Annotated in this window: 1 protein-coding gene (only partly in view); it reads left to right on the forward strand. The window is 66.8% G+C overall.

Going from position 1 to position 22,606, the window contains the following annotated elements; all coding sequences use genetic code 11:
- On the forward strand, nucleotides 1–22,606 hold the 5' portion of the coding sequence (locus tag MFM001_RS20145) for a non-ribosomal peptide synthase/polyketide synthase (RefSeq protein WP_116377025.1). It continues 3,419 nt past the right edge of the window; the window shows 22,606 of its 26,025 coding nt (coding positions 1–22,606); the start codon lies at nucleotides 1–3; the stop codon falls past the right edge of the window.

Raw genomic sequence — 22,606 nt, forward strand, 5'->3', positions numbered from 1 at the left:
ATGGAGCTTGACGACCGGGCACTTCCGGTGACGCGCGGGCAACTGGATATATGGCTTGCGCAGGAAACACATCCCGCTGGTACGGAGTGGCAGCTTGCCCTTTTCGTGAAGATCGAGGGCGCCCTAGATCGTGATGCCCTGGAATGGGCCATCCGCCGGGTGGTGACGGAGGCCGAGCCGGCCAGAGCCGCGTTTTTCGAGGTGGACGGCCAGGTTTTCCAACGGCCGATTGACTACCCGGACGTCGAGCTTCCGTTCTACGATCTCAGGCACGTGCCCGATCCCGTGCAGGAGGCGCACCAGCTAGCGGAATCAATCCGGCGTATCCCAATGCCGCCGACCGGGCCGCTCTTCAAGTTTGCGTTATTCCGGACTCAAGCCAATGAATTCTACTTATTTGCGTGCGGCCACCACATAGTCATTGACGGAACGGGCATCTTGCTGGTCGGCCATCGGATTGCCTCTGTCTACTCGGCGATCGTTTCTGGTGCACCAGTCCCTCCTGCGCTGTTTGGCTCATTACAGGACTTGGTCGACTGCGAGTTGGAGTACGAAGCCTCCGACGATTATCTGGAAGATCAGGCGTATTGGACTGGGAATCTTCCGTCGGAAGGCGGACTGGATTATCGATTGTCGCAGGCTGCAGGCGACGATGATGCGTACGCGCTTTCTGCGACAGTTCAGTTGGACCCCGAAGTCGTCGGCCGAGTTGACGAATTATCGCGAGCTTGGAACGTGCCCCGATCATCGGTCATCACCGCGGCGTGCGCGCTCCTGGTGCGTGGGTGGTGCGCTGACGGCTCAGAGGTGGTACTCGACTTCCCAGTCAATCGGCGGGTAAGTCCCGAGTCGAAGACGCTTCCCGGCATGCTCGCCGGGATTGTGCCACTGGTGCTGAGGGTTTCGCCGGATTCGACGCTTGCCGATTTCTCTGAGTACGTCGACACCCGGATCCGGGAAGCGTTGCAGCATCAGAGGTTCCCGGTGCAAGCGCTCGAACGCAAGACCCACCTCCGCAGCCCGGGGCAGCTGGCCGACCGGGTGAGCGTGAATTTCCTTCCGCCTGCGGTCACACTGTCCTTCGGAGGTGCTGCAGCACGGGCGTCATACACGAATCCCGGCATTGTCGGCGGCTTCGGATTGATCTTCTCCACCGCTGATGACCAGCTCTTTTTGAGCACGGTTGGTGGTGGGCAGCCTTGGTCGAGGTTTGACGTTTCGGAGCTGGCGAGGCGTTTGGAGCGGTTGTTGGTGGCGATGTCCGCCGACCCGAAACGGGCGGTGTCGTCGGTGGATCTGCTCGACGAGGCCGAATGGCTCCGGCTGGAGCAGATCGGTAACCGGGGGGTGTTGACGGCGCCGGCACCCTCGCCGGTGTCGGTTCCGGCGTTGTTTGGTGAGCAGGTGGCGCGAACGCCGGAGGCAGTGGCGCTGACCTGCGGTGGTGTCTCGTTGACTTACCGGGAGCTCGACGAGGCGGCCAACCGGTTGGCGCACGTGCTGGTCGCTCAGGGTGCGCGCCCGGGGGCCTGTGTGGGGCTGCTGCTTTCCCGGTCGGCCGAGGCAATTGTGGCGATCCTTGCGGTACTCAAGAGCGGCGCTGCTTATCTGCCGATCGATCCGGCACTACCCGCCGCCCGCCTGCAGTTCATGCTCGGCGATGCCTCGCCGATTGCGGTCATCACCACCAGCGGGCTGACCGAGCGGCTCGAGCCGCATGGCGTGACGGTCATCGACGTCAACGACCCCGCTTTGGATAGCCAACCCAGCAGCGCGATGCCGAGCCCGGCTGCCGATGACATCGCCTACCTGATCTACACCTCCGGCACCACCGGTGTGCCCAAAGGCGTTGCGGTCGCCCACCGCAACGTGACGCAGCTGCTGGCGTCGCTGGACATTGGGCTGCCGGCGCCGGGGGTGTGGTCGCAGTGGCATTCGTTGGTCTTCGACGTTTCGGTGTTCGAGATCTTCGGTGCGTTGTTGGGTGGCGGACGGCTGGTGGTGGTGCCCGAATCGGTGGCAGGCTCGCCAGATGACTTGCACGCCTTGCTGATTGACGAGCAGGTCAATGTTTTGTGTCAAACCCCGTCGGCGGCGGGGATGCTGTCGCCGCAGGGGCTGGAGTCAACGGCGTTGGTGGTGGCCGGTGAGGCCTGCCCGGCCGAGCTGGTGGATCGGTGGGCGCCCGGGCGGGTGATGATCAACGCTTACGGCCCGACCGAGGCGACGGTGTATGCGGCGGTCAGCGCGCCGTTGGAGCCCGGGTCGGGTGCGCCAATCGGATCGCCGGTACCGCGAGCGGCACTGTTTGTGCTGGATGCCTGGCTGTGTCCGGTGCCTGAGGGCGTTGTCGGTGAGTTGTATGTGGCCGGCGGCGGCGTGGGCTGCGGCTATTGGCGGCGCTCGGGGTTGACGGCGTCGCGGTTTGTGGCGTGCCCGTTCGGCGAGCCCGGGGCGCGGATGTATCGCACCGGGGATTTGGTGCGTTGGCGCGCCGATGGGCAGTTGGACTATCTGGGGCGCGCCGACGAGCAGGTCAAGATCCGCGGGTATCGCATCGAACTCGGTGAAATCCAGGCGGCATTGAGTGTCCTCGAAGGTGTGAATCAGGCGGTGGTGATCGCCCGCGAGGACCGCCCCGGCGACAAGCGGCTGGTCGGGTATGTCACCGGGACAGCCGACCCGCGCGAGCTGCGTAGCGCGATCGCCGAGCGGCTGCCGGCTTACATGGTGCCGGCCGCAGTGGTGGTCGTTGAGGCGCTGCCGCTGACAGTCAACGGCAAACTCGACAAGCGCGCTCTGCCGGCACCGGAATACAGCGATGTTGATCGGTATCGCGCCCCGACCACCGCGGTCGAAGAGGTGTTGGCCGGCATCTATGCTCAGGTACTCGGTGTCGAGCGGGTGGGCGTCGACGAGTCGTTCTTTGATTTGGGTGGCGATTCGCTGTTGGCGATGCGCTTGGTCGCCGCGGTCAATGCCGGTCTGGATGCTGGGCTTTCGGTGCGAACCGTGTTCGAAGCTCCCACCGTCGCTCAGTTGGCGCTGCGGATCGGCGGGGACGGCAGTGGGCTGCAGCCGTTGCGGCCGGTGGAGCGGCCGGCGGTCATTCCGTTGTCGTTTGCCCAAAACCGGCTGTGGTTTATCGACCAGTTCCAGGGCCCGTCCCCGGTTTACAACATGGCGACTGCGTTGCGGCTGTCCGGGCGTCTTGACGCCGACGCGCTGGGTCAGGCGGTGGCCGACGTGGTGGCCCGCCATGAAAGCTTGCGCACCCTGTTCGTCGCACCCGACGGGGTCCCGCAGCAGGTGGTGATGCCGGCGGAGCAGGCCGACTTCGGCTGGGACGTCGTGGACGCCGCCGGCTGGTCGGCCGACCGGCTCGATGAGGCCATCCATGCGGCAGCACGGCATACCTTCCACCTGGCCGCCGAAATTCCATTAAGGGCAAGGCTTTTCCGCATCACCGATGTCGAGCACATGTTGGTGATCGTGGTGCACCATATCGCCGCCGACGGCTGGTCGATCACTCCGCTGGCGCGTGATCTCAGCGCGGCCTACGCCAGCCGGTGCGCCGGGCAGGCCCCGCAGTGGGACCCGTTGCCGGTGCAGTATGTCGACTACACGTTGTGGCAGCGGGACCAATTGGGAGTTCTGGACGACCCCGAAAGCCGCATCGCTGCGCAGCTGGGCTATTGGCAAGATGCCCTGGCGGGATTGCCTGAGCGGCTTGACCTTCCCACCGATCGGCCGTACCCGCCGGTCGCCGATCACCTGGGCGCCCGGGTGGCCGTGCAGTGGCCGGCCGAGTTGCAGCAGCGAGTGGCGCAGGTCGCTCGCGAGCACGACTCGACCAGTTTCATGGTGGTGCAGGCCGCTTTGGCGGTGCTGTTGTCGAAGGTCAGCGCCAGTTCCGATGTGGCCGTGGGTTTCCCGGTCGCGGGGCGGCGCGATCCCGCACTCGATGAGTTGGTTGGGTTTTTCGTCAACACCTTGGTGCTGCGGATGGATCTGTCCGGGGATCCCACAGTGGCTGAGCTGTTGGCGCAGGTGCGTCAACGCAGCCTGGCCGCCTACGAGAACCAAGACGTGCCCTTCGAGGTGCTGGTGGAGCGGCTCAATCCCAGTCGCAGCCTGACCCACGCCCCGCTGGTGCAGGTGCTGTTGGCATGGCAGAACTTCACCGGGCACAGCGATCCCGCGGCGGGGATGGGGTTGGGCGACGTGCAGGTCACGCCGCTGCCGGTCAACACTCAGACCGCCCGTATGGACCTGTCGTTCTCACTGAACGAATACTGGAGCGACGCAGGCGATCCCGCCGGGATCGTCGGCGAGGTGGAATTTCGCACCGACGTTTTCGACCCGCAAAGCATCCAAACCCTCACCGAGCGGTTGCGGCGGATGTTGGTGGCCATCACCGCCGAGCCCACCCGACGCGTCTCGTCGCTCGATGTTCTCGACGACGTCGAGCGGACCCGCCTGGATGAGATCGGTAATCGGGCGGCACTGACCGCATCCACGCCTACGCCGGTATCGATTCCGGTGTTGTTCGCCGAGCAGGTGGCGCGAGCCCCGGAGGCGGTGGCGATCAGCTGTCAAGGCCGCTCGATGACCTACCGTGAGCTCGACGAGGCCGCTAATCGGTTGGCGCACCTGCTGATTGATCGGGGAGCGGGTCCCGGTACCTGTGTGGGATTACTGTTCTCCCGGTCGGCCGAGGCAATCGTCTCGATCCTGGCGGTGCTGAAGACCGGCGCGGCTTATCTGCCGATCGACCCGGTGCTGCCGGCGTCGCGGGTCGGCTTCATGCTCGCCGACGCCACCCCGATCGCCGTCATCACCACCGCGGGGCTTGCCGACCGGCTCGACGGGCACGACGTGGCGGTCATCGATGTCAACGACCCCTCCGTGTGTGCCCAACCCAACACAGCACTTCCCGCGCCCTCACCCGATGACATCGCCTACCTGATCTACACCTCGGGTACCACCGGCGTGCCCAAGGGAGTGGCCATCGCCCACCACAACGTCACCCGACTGATGGAGTCGCTGGATCCGGGTTTGGCTGCGCCGGAGCAAGTTTGGACGCAGTGGCACTCCTACAGCTTCGACATCTCGGGTTGGGAGATCTTCAGCGCTCTGCTGCAGGGGGGCCGGCTGGTGGTGGTGCCCGAGTCGGTGGCGGCCTCACCGGACGACTTCCACGCCTTGCTTGTTTCCGAGCAGGTCAGCATCTTGTGCCAAACGCCTTCTGCGGTAGGCGTTCTCGCCCCTGAGGGGTTGGAGTCGACCAAGTTACTGGTAGGCGGTGAGGCTTGCTCGCCCGAATTGGTGGATCGCTGGGCGTCCGGCGGCCGGGTGATGATCAACGAATACGGCCCCACCGAGACCACCATGTGGGTGACGTTGAGTGCGCCCCTGACACCGGGGTCGGCAGTGGTACCGATCGGTTCACCGGTGCCAGGGGCGTCCTTGTTCGTCCTGGACGGCTGGTTGCGTCCGGTGCCGATCGGGGTGATCGGCGAGTTGTACGTGGCCGGCGCCGCGGTGGGCTGCGGGTATTGGCGCCGGGCCGGGCTGACCGCGTCGCGGTTTGTGGCCTGTCCGTTCGGTGGTGCGGGACAACGGATGTATCGCACCGGCGATCTGGTCCGCTGGGGTGCTGACGGGCAGCTGCAATATCTTGGCCGTGCCGACGAGCAGGTCAAGGTCCGCGGGTATCGCATCGAGCTCGGCGATATCCAGGCGGCGTTGGCTGCCTGCGACGGGGTAGAGCAGGCGGTGGTGATCGTCCGCGAAGACCGCCCCGGCGACAAGCGGCTGGTGGGCTACGTGACCGGGACGGCCGACCCCGCGGCGACGCGCGCCGCACTGGCACCGCGGCTGCCCGAGTACATGGTGCCCGCGGCGGTGGTGGTACTTGACTCGTGGCCATTGACTGTCAACGGCAAACTCGACAAGCGGGCGCTGCCCGCTCCGGAATACACCGATGCCGATCGGTACCGCGCCCCCGGCAACGCCATAGAGGAGGTCTTGGCCGGCATCTACGCCCAGGTTCTCGGCCTGGACCAGGTGGGCGTCGACGACTCCTTCTTTGATCTGGGCGGTGATTCGCTATCGGCAATGCGCTTGGTCGCGGCGGTCAATACCGGCCTGGATGCCGGGCTTTCGGTGCGTGCGGTGTTCGAGTCGCCGACGGTGGCCCAATTGGCGCCCAGGATCGGCGGAGACGCCGGTCGGCTGGAGCCGTTGCGACCGGTGGAGCGGCCATCCGTTATTCCGTTGTCGTTTGCACAAAACCGGTTGTGGTTTATCGACCAGTTGCAGGGGCCCTCACCGGTCTACAACATGGCGACCGCATTGCGGTTGAGCGGCCAAGTTGACGCCGACGCGCTGGGCCAAGCCGTGGCGGACGTGGTGGCCCGGCATGAAAGTCTGCGCACTTTGTTCGCCGCGCACGAGGGCGTCCCGCAGCAGGTGGTACTGCCCGCCGAGCGGGCCGACTTCGGTTGGGACGTCGTGAATGCCACCGGCTGGCCGGCTGGGCGGCTCGATGAGGCTATCGATGCCATAGCTCGTCATACCTTTGACTTGGCCAACGAGATCCCCTTGCGGGCAACGCTTTTCCGAATCGCCGATGACGAACACATCTTGGTGGCGGTAGCGCACCATATCGCCGCGGATGGCTGGTCGATCACCCCGTTGGTGCGTGATCTGGCGGTGGCGTATGCCAGCCGGTCTGCCGGACAGCCTCCCGACTGGGCGCCATTGCCGGTGCAGTACGCCGATTACACGCTGTGGCAGCGCGCGCAACTGGGGAACCTGGAGGACAGCGACAGCCGCATCTCCTCGCAGTTGACTTACTGGGAGCAGGCGCTGGCAGGGATACCCGAGCGGCTGCAGTTGCCTACCGATCGACCCTATCCGCCGATTGCTGATCAGCGCGGCGCCCGGGTGAACGTGGACTGGCCGGCGGAGTTGCAGCAGCGGATCGCGCAGGTGGCTCGTGAGCACAACGCGACCAGCTTCATGGTGGTGCAGGCCGCCCTGGCCGTGTTGTTGTCGAAACTGAGCGCCAGTTCCGATGTGGCGGTGGGGTTCCCAGTCGCCGGGCGGCGGGATCCCGCCCTCGATGACTTGGTGGGCTTTTTCGTCAACACGTTGGTGCTGCGCGCTGATCTGACCGGGGACCCCACTGTCGCCGAGTTTTTGGCCCAGGTGCGCTCCCGCAGCCTGAATGCCTACGAGCACCAGGACGTGCCCTTCGAGGTGCTGGTGGAGCGGCTCAACCCGACCCGGTCGCGGACTCACCACCCGTTGGTACAGGTGCTGTTGGCCTGGCAGAACAACACGACCGCCGAGCTGGCATTGGGTGATTTGCGGATCACTCCGTTGCCGGTCGACACCCATACCGCCCGAATGGATCTCGCATTTTCTCTGACCGAGCGCTGGAGCGAGACTGGTGAGCCCGCCGGAATCGGTGGCGAAGTCGAGTTCCGCACCGACGTGTTCGACGCCGACAGCATCGAAACACTGATCAAGCGGCTGGCACGGGTGTTGACGGCGCTCACCGCCGACCCGACGCGACCGCTGTCGTCGATCGACGTGCTCGATGACGCTGAGCGTGCGCTGTTGGATGAGATGGGCAACCGCGCGACATTGACTCGGCCCGTGCCACCGGCGGCCTCGGTGCCCGCGTTGTTCGCCGAGCAGATGGCGCGCATGCCCGACGCAGTGGCGGTCAGCTGCCAAGGGCGCTCGATGACTTACCGTGAGCTTGACGAGGCGTCGAATCAGTTGGCGCACTTGCTGGTTGCGCAGGGCGCGGGACCGGGACAACGCGTCGCGGTGCTGTTTTCCCGGTCAGCCGAGGCTGTCGTCGCGATCCTCGCAGTGCTGAAAACCGGTGCGGCGTATCTGCCGATCGACCCGGCACTACCGGATGCCCGCCTCGAATTCATGCTTTCCGATGCGGCACCGATTGCCGCGGTCACCACAGGCGCGGTGGCCGGGCGACTGGCCGGGCATGACCTGTCCGTCGTCGACCTCGACGACCCAGTCGTGCATGCTCAGCCCACTGCCGCGCTACCGGCGCCGGCTTCCGACGACATCGCGTACCTGATCTACACGTCCGGGACCACCGGGAAACCGAAAGGTGTTGCGGTTACTCACCGCAACGTGACTCAGCTGCTCGAGTCCCTGGACTCCGGCCTGCCGGCAGGGGCGTGGACGCAGTGCCACCCCTATATCTTCGACTTCTCGGTGCTGGAGCTCTGGGGTGCGTTGCTGCGCGGCGGACGGCTGGTGGTGGTGCCCGAGTCGGTGGCAGCGTCGCCGGACGACTTCCACGCGTTGCTGGCGCGCGAACAGGTCAGCGTGCTGACCCAAACCCCGTTCGCAGTGGCGGCGCTCTCGCCGGTGATTGCTGGGTCGGCAGCATTGCTGGTGGGCGGTGAGGCCTGCCCGGCCGAGGTGGTGGATCGGTGGGCACCCGGGCGGGTGATGGTCAATGCCTACGGCCCGACCGAGATCACGGTTTATGCGGCGATCAGCGCGCCTTTGGTTCCGGGATCTGGTGCACCAATCGGTTCGCCGGTGCCAGGGGCGGCGCTGTTTGTGCTCGACAGCTGGTTGCGTCCGGTACCGCCAGGCGTGGCCGGGGAGTTGTATGTGGCCGGGCGTGGCGTGGCGTGCGGGTACGTGGGTCGCACCGGGCTGACGGCGTCGCGGTTTGTGGCCTGCCCCTTCGGCGGGGTTGGTGCGCGGATGTATCGCACCGGGGATCTGGTGCGCTGGCGCGACGACGGTCAGTTGGACTATCTGGGCCGCGCCGACGAGCAGGTCAAGATCCGCGGGTATCGCATCGAACTCGGCGAAATCCAAACTGCGCTGGCAAGTTTGGACGGTGTCGAGCAGGCGGTGGTGATCGCCCGCGAAGACCGGCCCGGCGACAAACGGCTCGTGGCTTATGTCACCGGCGCAGCAGAGCCTGCTCAACTACGCGTGAAACTGGCCGAGCGGCTGCCGGCCTACATGGTGCCCGCGGCGGTGGTGACGCTCGACGCATGGCCAATGACGGTGAACGGCAAACTTGACACCCGCGCGCTGCCGGCACCGGAATACTCCGATGCCGAGCGGTACCGCGCCCCCTCCACCCTCACCGAGGAGATCCTCGCGGGCATCTACGCCGAGGTGCTCGGTGTCGAGAGGGTCGGCGTCGACGACTCCTTCTTCGATCTCGGTGGCGACTCGCTGTCGGCGATGCGCCTGGTGGCCGCGGTCAACACCACGATGGATGCCGGCCTGGAAGTGCGTACCGTGTTCGACACGCCGACGGTGGCCCAGTTGGCGCCGCGCATCGGCGGGGACGCCGGCCGGCTCGAGCCGTTGGTGGTCGGCCCGCGGCCCGCGGTGATTCCGTTGTCGTTCTCCCAGCAGCGATTGTGGTTCATCGACCAGTTCCAGGGACCGTCCCCGGTCTACAACATGGCCACCGCGTTACGGCTGGCCGGGCACCTCAACGTCAACGCGCTGGGACAGGCATTGGCCGATGTGGTGGGCCGCCACGAAAGCCTGCGCACTCTGTTCGTCGCGCATGAGGGCATCCCTCAGCAGGTGGTGCTGCCGGCCGAGCGGGCCGACTTCGGTTGGGACGTCGTGGATGCCACGGGCTGGCCGGCAACCCAGATCGATGACGCGATCGGTGCAGCGGCGCGTTACACGTTTGACCTTGCGACTGAGATACCTTTACAGGCAACGCTTTTCCGTATCGCCGATGACGAGCACGTGCTGGTGGCGGTCGTGCACCACATTGCCGCAGACGGTTGGTCGATCACCCCGCTGATGCACGACCTCGGGGTGGCGTACGCCAGCCGCGCCGCCGGGCGCGCCCCCCACTGGAGCCCGTTGCCGGTGCAGTACGCCGACTACACGCTGTGGCAGCGCGCTCATCTCGGTGACCTTGACGATCACGAGAGCCGGATCGCCGCACAACTGACCTACTGGGAGCAGGCGCTGGCCGGGATGCCGGAGCGACTGCAGTTGCCCACCGATCGGCCCTATCCGCCGGTCGCCGATCAGCGCGGCGCCCGGGTGAACGTGGACTGGCCGGCCGAGTTGCAGCAGCAGATCGCGCGGGTAGCTCGTGAGCACAACGCGACCAGTTTCATGGTCGTGCAGGCCGCCCTGGCGGTGCTGCTGTCCAAGCTGAGCGCCAGTTCCGATGTGGCAGTGGGATTCCCGGTCGCCGGGCGACGCGATCCCGCGCTCGACGAGTTGGTGGGATTCTTCGTCAACACGTTGGTGCTGCGGGTCGACCTGACCGGCGACCCCACTCTCGCCGGGGTGCTGGCCCAAGTGCGGCAGCGCAGCCTGGAAGCCTTCGAGCATCAGGATGTGCCGTTCGAGGTACTGGTCGAGCGACTCAACCCGGTCCGCTCCCTCGCGCATTCCCCGTTGGTCCAGGTGGTGTTGGGCTGGCAGAACTGGCAGGACGAGGATCCCGCGGCCGGGCTGGCGTTGGGTGATCTGCAGGTGACCCGCCTACCGGTGGACACGCACACCGCGCGAATGGACCTGGCGTTCTTCCTCGGCGAGCACTGGAGCGAGGGCGGGGCGCCCGCCGGCATTCGCGGGGAGGTGGAATTTCGCACCGACGTGTTCGAGTCTGCCAGCATCGAGGCGCTGATCGAGCGGTTGCGCAGGCTGTTGGTCGCGATGACCACCGACCCGGTACGGGCTCTCTCCACGGTGAATCTGCTCGATGAGGCAGAACAGGCACGGCTGGATCGTTGGGGCAACCGGGGGGTGTTGGACCAGCCAGCGCCGACGTCGGTGTCGGTACCGGTGTTGTTCGCCGAGCAGGTGGCTCGCACGCCGGATGCGGTGGCGCTGAGGTGCGGGGGGCGGTCGTGGACCTACCGTGAACTCGACGAAGCGTCAAACCAGTTGGCGCACTTGTTGGTTGGTCACGGTGCGGGACCGGGACAGTGTGTGGCACTGCTGTTGTCGCGGTCGGCCGAGGCGATCATTACGATCCTGGCGGTGCTGAAAACCGGGGCGGCGTATCTGCCGATCGATCCGGTGCTGCCGGAGGCCCGGATCACGTTCATGCTCGACGATGCCACGCCGACCGCCGCGATCACCACCAGCGGCCTGGCCGACCGGCTTCGCGGGCATAGCGCGGTGGTCATCGATGTCAACGACCCTGCCATCGAGACGCAACCCAACACGGCACTGCCGGCGCCGCTTCCCGACGATGTCGCTTACCTGATCTACACCTCGGGGACCACCGGGATCCCCAAGTGCGTGGTGGTGACTCACCACAATGTGACCCAGCTGCTGGAGTCAGTGAATCACGGTTTGGATGCGCCGAACCGGGTGTGGTCGCAGGCTCATTCCTATGGCTTCGACATCTCCGGCTGGGAGATCTTCGGTGCTTTGCTGCATGGTGGGCGATTGGTGGTGGTGCCGGAAGCAGTGGCGGCCTCACCGGGAGACTTCCACGCTTTGATCGTCGGCGAGCAGGTCAGTGTTTTGTGCCAAACCCCGTCTGCCGTAGGGGTTCTCACCCCTGAGGGTTTGGAGTCGACGGAGTTGCTGGTGGGGGGTGAGGCCTGCCCGGCCGAGGTGGTGGATCGGTGGGCGCCCGGGCGGATGATGGTCAACGCCTACGGTCCGACCGAGACCACGATGTGGGTGACGCTCAGCGCGCCGCTCACGGCGGGCACGGGCGCGGTGCCGATCGGATCGCCGACGTCCGGGGCGGCGTTGTTCGTGCTGGATGGCTGGTTGCGTCCGGTGCCGGTCGGCGTGGTCGGTGAGCTGTATGCAGCCGGTCGTGGCGTTGCGTGTGGGTATGGGGGTCGGTCCGGGTTGACGGCGTCGCGATTTGTGGCCTGTCCATTCGGCGGCGTCGGATCGCGGATGTATCGCACCGGGGATCTGGTGCGCTGGGGTGCCGATGGACAGTTGCAATATCTCGGCCGCATCGACGAGCAGGTCAAAATCCGCGGCTATCGCATCGAACTCGGCGAGGTCCAGACGGCGCTGGCAGCTCTGGACGGGGTGCAGCAGGCGGCGGTGATCGCCCGCGAGGACCGCCCGGGCGACAAGCAGCTGGTGGGCTATTTCACCGGGACGGCCGACCCGGCCACCGTGAAAGCCGCACTGGCCGAGCGGCTGCCGGCCTACATGGTGCCGGTGGCGTTGGTGGCGTTGGAGGCCCTGCCGCGGACGGTCAACGGCAAACTCGACAAGCGCGCCCTGCCGGCGCCGGAGTACCAGGACGCCGACCACTACCGCGCACCCACCACTGCGGTCGAGGAGATCCTGACCGGTATCTACGCCCACGTCCTCGGCGCCGATCGGGTCGGGATCGACGACTCCTTCTTCGATCTGGGTGGCGATTCACTGTCGGCGATGCGCTTGGTCGCCGCGGTCAATGCCAGCCTGGATGCGGGCCTTTCGGTGCGGACGGTGTTCGAGGCGCCGACGGTGGCTCAACTGGCGCCCCGCATTGGCGGGGACGGGAAGCGGCTGGAGCCGCTGCGGCCGGCGGAGCGGCCGGCAGTCGTGCCGCTGTCGTTTGCGCAGAGCCGGTTGTGGTTCATCGACCAACTGGAAGGGCCGTCACCGGTTTACAACATTGCGGTGGCGCTGCGGATGGCCGGGGATCTCGATGCCGATGCGCTGGGTCAAGCGTTGGCCGATGTGGTGGGCCGCCATGAAAGCCTGCGCACACTGTTCGCGGCGCCCGGCGGCATACCGCAGCAGCTGGTAATCCCCGTCGAGCGAGCCGATTTCGGCTGGCAGGTGGTGGACGCCACCGGTTTGCCCGCAACCCGGCTGGGCGAGGCCGTCGAGGCCGCGGCGCGTTACAGCTTCAATCTGGCAGTCGAAATCCCATTGCGTGCAACACTTTTCCGTGTCACCGACGATGAGCACGTGTTGGTGACGGTGGTGCACCATATCGCCGCCGACGGCTGGTCGACCACCCCGCTGGTGCGTGACTTGGGCGTCGCGTATGCCAGCCGGTCCGCCGGACACGCTCCCGACTGGAACCCGTTGGCGGTGCAATACGCCGACTACACGCTGTGGCAACGCGCACAGTTCGGCGACCTCGACGATGACAACAGCCCCATCGCCTCCCAGTTGGCTTACTGGGAACGGGCGCTGGCCGGGATGCCCGGACGGCTCCAGTTGCCCACCGATCGGCCCTACCCGCCGGTTGCCGATTACCGCGGCGCCCGCGTGGCCGTGGAGTGGCCTGTCGAGTTGCAGCAACAGCTGGCCCGGGTGGCGCGTGAGCACAACGCCACCAGCTTCATGGTGATCCAGGCCGCCCTGGCGGTGCTGCTGTCCAAGCTCAGCGCCAGTTCCGATGTGGCCGTTGGCTTCCCGGTCGCGGGACGGCGTGACCGGGCCCTGGATGAGTTGGTCGGCCTGTTCGTCAACACCTTGGTGTTGCGGGTCGAATTGAGCGGCGATCCCACTCTGGCCGAGGTGCTGGCCCAGGTGCGACAGCGCAGTCTGGAGGCGTTCGAGCATCAGGACGTGCCCTTCGAGGTGCTGGTGGAGCGGCTCAACCCCAGCCGGTCACTGAACCACTCCCCGCTGGTTCAGGTGCTGTTGGCCTGGCAGAACTGGCAGGACCGGAACCCCGTCGGCCAGGAGGCGTTGGGCGAGCTCCAGGTTACTCAGCTGCCGGTCGACACCCGCACCGCGCGAATGGATCTGGCGTTTTTCCTGGCCGACCGGTGGAGCGAGGCCGGAGAGCCGGCCGGGATCGGTGGGGAAGTGGAATTTCGCACCGACGTGTTCGACGCGGCCAGCATCGAGGCGCTGATCGAGCGGTTGGAGCACGTCTTGGTCGCCATCACCGCGGACCCGTCGCAAGCACTCTCCACGGTAGATCTGCTCGATCCCGCCGAACATGCCCATTTGGACGAGATCGGCAACCGGATTGTGCTGACCCAGCCGGTGAGCGCGCCGATGTCGATTCCGATGTTGTTCGCCGAGCAGGTGGCACGCACACCGGAAGAGGTGGCGCTGACATGCGGCGAAAACTCGTGGACTTACCGCGAGCTCGACGAGGCGACAAACCGATTGACGCACTTGCTGGTTGCCCGGGGCGCAGGCCCGGGACACTGCGTGGCCCTGCTGTTGCCCCGGTCGGCCGAGGCGATCATGACAATTCTGGCGGTGCTGAAAACCGGGGCGGCTTATCTGCCGATCGACCGCGCACTGCCGGCGGCGCGGATCGGGTTCATGCTCGACGATGCCGCGCCGACTGCCGCGGTCACGACCGCTGATCTCGCCGGCCGGCTCGACGGGCATGACGTCGCCATCATCGACATCCACGATCCGCGCATCGCTACCTACCCGGCCACGAGTTTGCCATGGCCGACCGCCGACGATATCGCCTACCTGATCTACACCTCGGGCACCACCGGCGTCCCCAAAGGTGTTGCCATCACCCACCACAACGTCACCCAGCTGTTGGAACCGCTGGGCTGGAGTCTGGCGGAGCCAGGGCAAGTGTGGTCGCAGTGGCACTCGTATAGCTTCGACATCTCGGGCTGGGAGATCTTCGGTGCACTGCTGCACGGCGGGCGCCTGGTGGTGGTGCCCGAGTCGGTGGCCGGTTCACCGGATGACTTGCACGCGTTGCTGATTGCCGAACACGTCGACGTGTTGAACCAAACCCCGTCCGCAGTGGGGATGCTGTCACCGCAGGGATTGGAGTCGGTGGTCTTGATGGTGGGCGGTGAGGCCTGCCCGCCCGAGCTGGTAGACCGCTGGGCGTCCGACGGGCGAGTGATGATCAATGCCTACGGCCCGACCGAGACGACGATGTGGGCGGCGATCAGTCCGCCATTGGCACCGGGATCGGGCGTGCCGATCGGCTCGCCGGTGCCGGGCGCGGCGTTGCTTGTGCTCGACGCGTGGCTGCGTCCGGTGCCGGCCGGGGTGGTCGGCGAATTGTATGTCGGCGGTGACGCGGTGGGCTGCGGGTATTGGCGCCGCGGCCCGTTGACGGCGTCGCGGTTCGTGGCGTGCCCGTTCGGCGGACTGGGGTCGCGGATGTATCGCACCGGGGACCTGGTGCGCTGGCGTCCCGACGGACAGCTCGACTATCTGGGCCGCACCGACGAGCAGGTCAAGGTCCGCGGGTATCGCATCGAACTCGGCGAAATCCAGGCGGCACTGGCGAGTTTGGACGGCGTCGAGCAGGCAGCGGTGGTCGCCCGCGAGGACCGTCCCGGCGACAAGCAACTGGTGGGCTATGTGACCGGAATCGTCGACCCGGCCGCGGCGCGCACAAGGCTTGCCGAGCGGCTACCGGAGTACATGGTGCCGGCGGCGGTGGTGGTGATGGATGCGTTGCCGTTGACCGTCAACGGCAAACTCGACAAACGGGCGCTGCCCGCACCGGAATACGGCGATGTCGGTCGGTACCGTGCCCCGGCCACCCTCACCGAGGAGATCCTGGCCGGCATCTATGCCCAGGTGCTGGGACTGCAGCGGGTTGGCATCGACGACTCCTTCTTCGACCTGGGCGGCGACTCGCTGTCGGCGATGCGCCTGGTGGCGGCGGTCAACGCTGGCCTCGATGCCGGACTTTCGGTGCGCACCGTGTTCGAGGCGCCGACGGTGGCCCAGTTGGCGCCGCGGATCGGTGAGGATGCTGTTCGGCTGGAACCGCTGACAGCGCAACAGCGGCCGGCGGTGGTGCCCTTGTCGTTTGCGCAAAACCGGTTGTGGTTCATCGACCAGTTGCAAGGACCCTCGCCGGTCTACAACATGGCGGTGGCGTTGCGGCTGTACGGCGAGCTCGACGTCGACGCGCTGGGCCAAGCCTTGGCAGACGTGGTGGGCCGCCATGAAAGCCTGCGCACCGTGTTCGTCGCGCCCGACGGCGTCCCCCAGCAGGTGGTTGTTCCCGTCGAGCGCGCCGATTTTGCTTGGCAGGTCGTGGATGCCGCCGGCTGGCCGGAAAGCCAGTTGGGTGACGCGATCGACATGGCGGTTCGTCACAATTTCGACCTGTCAGGCGAAATACCATTCCGCGCAACGCTTTTCAGCGTTACCGACGACGAGCACGTGTTGGTCGCAGTGGGCCATCACATTGCCGCCGACGGCTGGTCGATCACCCCGCTGGTGCGTGATCTTGGCGTGGCCTACGCGAGCCGTTCCGCCGGGCGCGTCCCCGACTGGCGCCCGCTGCCCGTGCAGTACGCCGACTACACGCTGTGGCAACGCGCCCAGTTGGGAGACCTCGACGACACCGACAGTCCCATTGCCGCTCAACTGGACTACTGGGAACATGCGCTTGCCGGGATGCCCGAGCGGCTGCAGTTGCCCACTGACCGGCCGTATCCGGCGATTGCCGACCAGCGCGGCGCCCGCGTGGCCGTGGACTGGCCGGCCGAGTTGCAGCAGCGGATCGCGCAGGTGGCCCGTGAACACAACGCCACCAGCTTCATGGTGGTCCAGGCCGCCCTGGCGGTGCTGCTGTCCAAGCTCAGCGCCAGTTCCGATGTCGCAGTGGGCTTCCCGATCGCCGGGCGCCGAGACCCGGTGCTCGACGACTTGGTGGGTTTCTTTGTCAACACGTTGGTGTTGCGAGTAGACCTGGCCGGCGATCCCAGTGTCGACGAACTCATTGCTCAGGTACGACAGCGCAGCCTGGCCGCCTACGAACACCAGGACGTACCGTTCGAGGTGCTGGTGGAGCGGCTCAACCCCACCCGAAACCTGACGCATCACCCGCTGGTCCAGGTGATGTTGGCATGGCAAAACTGGCAGAACAACGATCCTGCCGAGTTGGCCCTGGGTGACCTGCACGTCAGGCAGTTGCCGCTCGACACCCGAACCGCCCGCATGGACCTCGCGTTCTCGCTTGGTGAACGCTGGAGCGACGCCGGTGAACCCGCGGGGATCGGCGGCGACGTGGAGTTCCGCACCGACGTATTCGACGCGGCCGGCATCGAGGCAATGATCGACCGGCTGCAGCGGGTCTTGGTCGCCATGACCGCCGAACCCACCCGGCGGCTCTCGACGGTGGACCTGCTCGACGCTGACGAGTACGCCCGCCTGGATGAGATCGGCAACCGGGCAGTGCTGATGCAGCCGCCGGGCGCGTCGGTGTCGGTCCCGGCGTTGTTCGCCGAGCAGGTCTCTCGCGCTCCCGAGGCGGTGGCGCTGACATACGGCGAGAACTCGCGGACTTACCGCGAGCTCGACGAGGCGTCAAATCGGTTGGCGCACTTGCTGGCTGCGCAGGGCGCTGGTCCGGGACAGTGCGTGGCGCTGGTGTTGTCGCGGTCGGCCGAAGCGATCGTGGCGATCCTGGCAGTCCTGAAAACCGGGGCGGCGTACCTGCCGATCGACCCGGCGCTGCCCGCGGTCCGGATCGGTTTCATGCTCGACGACGCGGCACCGATGGCCGTGATCACCACCAGCGGGCTGGCCGACCGGCTCGACGGGCATGACGTAGCCGTCGTCGATGTCCACGACCCACGCATCGCCGGCTACCCGGCCACGGGTCTGCCGGGGCCGGTTCCCGACGACATCGCTTATTTGATCTACACCTCGGGCACCACCGGCGTCCCGAAAGGTGTTGCCATCACCCATCGCAACGTCACTCAGCTGATGGGCTCGCTGGACGCCGGCCTGCCTGCGACAGGGGTTTGGCCGCAGTGCCACTCGCTGGCGTTCGACGTGTCGGTGTGGGAGATCTTCGGTGCGCTGCTGCGCGGCGGGCGGGTCGTGGTGGTGCCGGAGTCGGTGACCGCCTCCCCGGAGGACTTGCACGACGTGCTGGTTGCCGAACACGTCAGTGTGCTGACCCAGACTCCGACCGCGGTCTCGATGCTCCCCGACAAGGGTTTGGAGTCAACGGCATTGGTGATGGCCGGTGAGGCCTGCCCGGCCGAGGTGGTGGACCGCTGGGCGCCGGGCCGGCTGATGCTCAACGCCTATGGCCCGACCGAGACCACGATGTGCGTGGCGATCAGTGCCCCGCTGACCCCCGGGGCCGGGGTGCCGATCGGTTCGCCAGTGCCCGGAGCCGCGCTGTTCGTGCTCGACGGTTGGCTCCGCCCGGTGCCGACCGGCGTGGTCGGCGAACTCTACGTCGCCGGCGCCGGAGTCGGGTGCGGATATGTGGGCCGCGGGCCGTTGACGTCAGCGCGGTTTGTGGCATGCCCATTCGGGGGACCGGGTGCTCGGATGTATCGCACCGGGGACCTGGTGCGCTGGCGTGCCGACGGGCAACTGGACTATCTGGGCCGCGCCGACGAGCAGGTCAAGATCCGCGGCTATCGCATCGAACTCGGCGAAGTCCAAGCCGCCCTGGCCGGCTGCGACGGCGTGCAGCAGGCGGTGGTGATCGCCCGCGAGGACCGCCCCGGCGACAAGCGTCTGGTCGGCTACATCACCGGCACAGCAGAACCGAGCCGGGTGCGCAGCGCGATCGTCGAGCGGCTACCGGCATACATGGTGCCGGTAGCGGTCGTGGCGCTCGACGCGTTGCCGTTAACGCCCAACGGCAAACTCGACACGCGCGCCCTGCCGGCACCCGAATACACCGATGTCGACCGCTATCGCGCCCCCGCCAACGCAATCGAGGAGGTCCTGGCCGGCATCTACGCCGAAGTCCTCGGCCTCGAGCAAGTCGGGATCGACGATTCGTTCTTCGATCTGGGCGGCGACAGCATCTTGTCCATGCAGGTGGTGTCGCGGGCGCGGACGGCCGGTCTGACGTGTCGGCCGCGTGACGTCTTCGTCGAGCAAACGGTGGCCCGGCTGGCCCGCGTCGTCGGGACGGCCGACGGTGCCGGCGGACCGGCCGACGAGGGTATTGGCGAGGCAGCGCCGACGCCGATCGTGCATTGGCTGCGCAGCATGGCGGGCTCGGTGGAGCAGTTCAACCAGACGATGCTTTTGCAGGCTCCGGCGGGGGCGACAGACACCGACGTAGTGGTGGTGTTGCAGGCACTGCTGGACCGGCATGCCATGCTGCGGGCGCGAATTGACGGCGACGGCGGTTGGTCGCTGACGGTGCCAGAGGCCGGCTCGGTGGACGCCCGCACGTGCGTGCACACGGTCGACGCGTTGTCCGACGAAGCGGTGGCACAGGCGCGGTCGCAGTTGAACCCCGCCGCCGGCGTGATGGTGCGCGCGCTCTGGGTTGCCGCCACCGGCCAGTTGGTGCTGATCGTTCACCATTTGGCCGTCGACGGGGTGTCGTGGCGAATCTTGTTGGAGGACTTCAACATCGCGTGGGCTCAGCATCACAGTGGGCAGCCGGTGGAATTGCCGCGGACCGGGACGTCGTTCGCGCGATGGTCGTCGCTGCTGGCCGACCACGCGCACGACCCGAAAGTCCTTGCTGCGGCCCAGGTTTGGCGGCAGGTATCGGAGACCCCGGCAGCCCTGCCGGCAGTGCAGCCCACAGTGGACACCTACGCCACCGCCGGGAATTTGCCGGTGGAGCTGGATGTCGAGACCACCCGCACGCTGCTCGGCGAGGTGCCAGCGGCATTCCACGCCGGGGTGCAAGACATCTTGCTGATTGCGTTCGGGTTGGCGTTCGCGGAGTTCGTGGGCAGCAACGGCTCGCCGATCGGCATCGACGTCGAGGGCCACGGCCGCCACGAGGAACTTGCTCCCGATGTCGACTTGTCGCGCACCGTGGGGTGGTTCACCGCCAAATACCCGGTGTCGCTGGCTTTCAGCGGGATTGACTGGGCGCAGGTGCGATCCGGTGATGCCGAGTTGGGGGCGTTGATCAAGGACGCCAAAGAGCAACTTCGCGCTCTGCCGGAGCCGTTGAGCTACGGGCTACTGCGCTATCTCAACCCCGACGTCGATCTGGACGCCGCCGACCCGCCGATCGGGTTCAACTATCTGGGGCGCCTGGGCGGACCGGCGGCCGGGACCACCGACGGGCTGTGGCGACCCTGCCAGGACGGGTCGTCGGCTACCGCTGCCAGTGCGGCGATCCCGATGGCATTGGCGCACACCGTGGAACTCAACGCCGGCACCATGGACACCGAGGCCGGCCCGCAGCTGCACGCCAACTGGACGTGGGCGCCGTCGGCTCTCGACGAAGCACAAATCAGCCGGCTGAGCCGGTTGTGGTTCGAGGCCCTCGCCGGGATCTGCGAGCATGTGCGCCGCGGCGGCGGCGGGTTGACCCCGTCCGACGTGGCGCCCGCCCGCCTGAGCCGGCAGCAGATCGACGAACTCCAACAGCAATACCGGATCGCCGATGTATTGCCGCTGACCCCGCTGCAGCAGGGACTGCTCTTTCTCACCAGCACTGCACAGGACAGCGCCGACGACGTGTATGCGGTGCAGCTGGACATCACGGTGGCCGGCCCGCTGGATCCGCACCGGCTGCGCGAAGCGCTGCACACTGTGGTGAGCCGTCACCCGAACCTGGTCGCCCGGTTCTGCGAAGAGTTCGACGAACCCGTGCAGGTCATTCCCGCCGAGGCGACGGTACCGTGGCAGTACGTCGAGCTTGACAGCGGCGACGCCGCCGATCAGGTCTGCGCTGCCGAACGCGCCGCGGTCTGCGAGTTGACCGACCAACCGCCGTTCCGCGCTGCGTTGATCCGCACCGCGCCGGATCGGCACCGGTTCGTGTTGACTAATCACCACATTGTGATGGACGGCTGGTCGTTGCCGATTCTGCTGCGCGAAATCTTCGCCGGCTACTACGGCCAGCGACTTCCTGCGGCCGTGCCGTATCGGCGCTTTGTCACATGGCTGGCAGACCGGGACCGCGACGCCGCCCACGCCGCCTGGCGTGAAGTGCTGGCCGGTTTCGACACCCCCACCTTGGTCAGCCCACCGGACCGATTGGGACTCGGTCCGAGAAGTGTTCAGCCGCTTCGACTTTCGGAGCAGACCACCCGCGAGCTGACCGACTTGGCGCGCTCGCGACGCACCACGGTCAACACCGTGCTCCAGGCCGCGTGGGCGCAGATGCTGATGTGGTTGACCGGTCAGCACGACGTCGCCTTCGGCGCTGTGGTTTCGGGGCGGCCCGCCGATGTTCCCGGCGCGGAGTCAATGGTGGGGTTGTTGATCAACACGGTGCCGGTGCGGGCGCGCGTAACCGCGGAAACCACCGTCGCCGACCTGCTGAACGATTTGCAGCGCGCCCACAACGACACCCTGGAGCACGAGCACCTGGCGCTGCGCGACATCCATCGCATCACGGGCCACGATCAGTTGTTCGACACGCTATTGGTCTACGAGAACTATCCGATCGACACCGCGGCGTTGAGCAGCGTCGAGGGGTTGGCGATCACCGAGTTCACCACCCGCGAGTTCAACCACTACCCGCTGACGGTGGTGGCGCAGCCGGGCAACGAGTTGGGTCTGCGCGTCGAATTCGACACAGACGTGTTCGACGCCAGCACAATTGAGGCGCTCGTCGAGCGGTTGCAGCGAGTGTTGGTGGCGATGACCGCCGACACCACCCGGCGGTTGTTGTCGATCGACGTGCTCGACGAGAGTGAGCACGCCCGCCTCGCCGAGTGGGGTAACCGCGCGGTGTTGAGTGCCCCCGCGCATTCCTCGGCGTCCATTCCCGCGTTGTTCGCCGCCCAGGTGGCGCGTGCCGGGGAGGCGGTCGCGATCAGTTGCGAAGGTCGCTCGGTGACGTATCGGGAACTGGATGAGGCGTCCAACCGGTTGGCGCATCTGTTGGCCGGCCACGGAGTGGGCTCCGGGTCCCGTGTGGCACTGCTGTTTTCGCGTTCGGTCGAGGCGATCGTGTCGATCATGGCGGTGTTGAAGACCGGTGCGGCGTATCTGCCGATCGACCCGGTGATGCCCGGCGCGCGAATGCAGTTCATGCTCGACGACGCCGCCCCGGTTGCAGCGGTCACTACAAAGCGCCTGCGGTCGCGGCTGGACGGGCACGACCTTGTGGTCGTCGACGTCGACGACCCTGCCCTCGGTGCTCAACCCAGTACGCCGCTGCCGCCGCCGGCACCTGATGACATCGCTTACCTGATCTACACCTCGGGCACCACCGGAGTGCCCAAAGGTGTGGCGGTGGCCCACCGCAACGTGACCCAGCTGTTGGAGTCGCTGGACGCCGAGATGGCGCTGGGCCAGGTGTGGACGCAGAGCCACTCGTTGGCGTTCGACTTCTCGGTGTGGGAAATCTTCGGGGCGCTGCTGCACGGTGGGCGGCTGGTGGTCGTGCCCGATTCGGTGGTGCGCTCGCCGGAAGACTTGCACGCCTTGCTGGTTGCCGAGCAAGTCAACGTGTTGAGCCAGACCCCGTCGGCGTTTTATGCACTGCAAACCGCCGACGCGCTCTCACCCGAGGTGGGACGTCAGCTCAAGCTCCAGACGGTGGTGTTCGGTGGGGAAGCGCTTGAGCCGCAACGCCTTCGGACGTGGTTGGGCAACCATCCCGGGTTGCCGCGCCTGATCAACATGTACGGCATCACCGAGACGACGGTGCACGCCTCGTTCCGCGACATCGTGCACGGCGACGTCAACGACAACGTCAGCCCCATCGGAGTGCCGTTGGCCCACCTTGCCTTCTTCGTGATGGACGGCTGGTTACGTCCGG

Source organism: Mycobacterium sp. MFM001 (assembly GCF_003402475.1).
Classification (GTDB): domain Bacteria; phylum Actinomycetota; class Actinomycetes; order Mycobacteriales; family Mycobacteriaceae; genus Mycobacterium.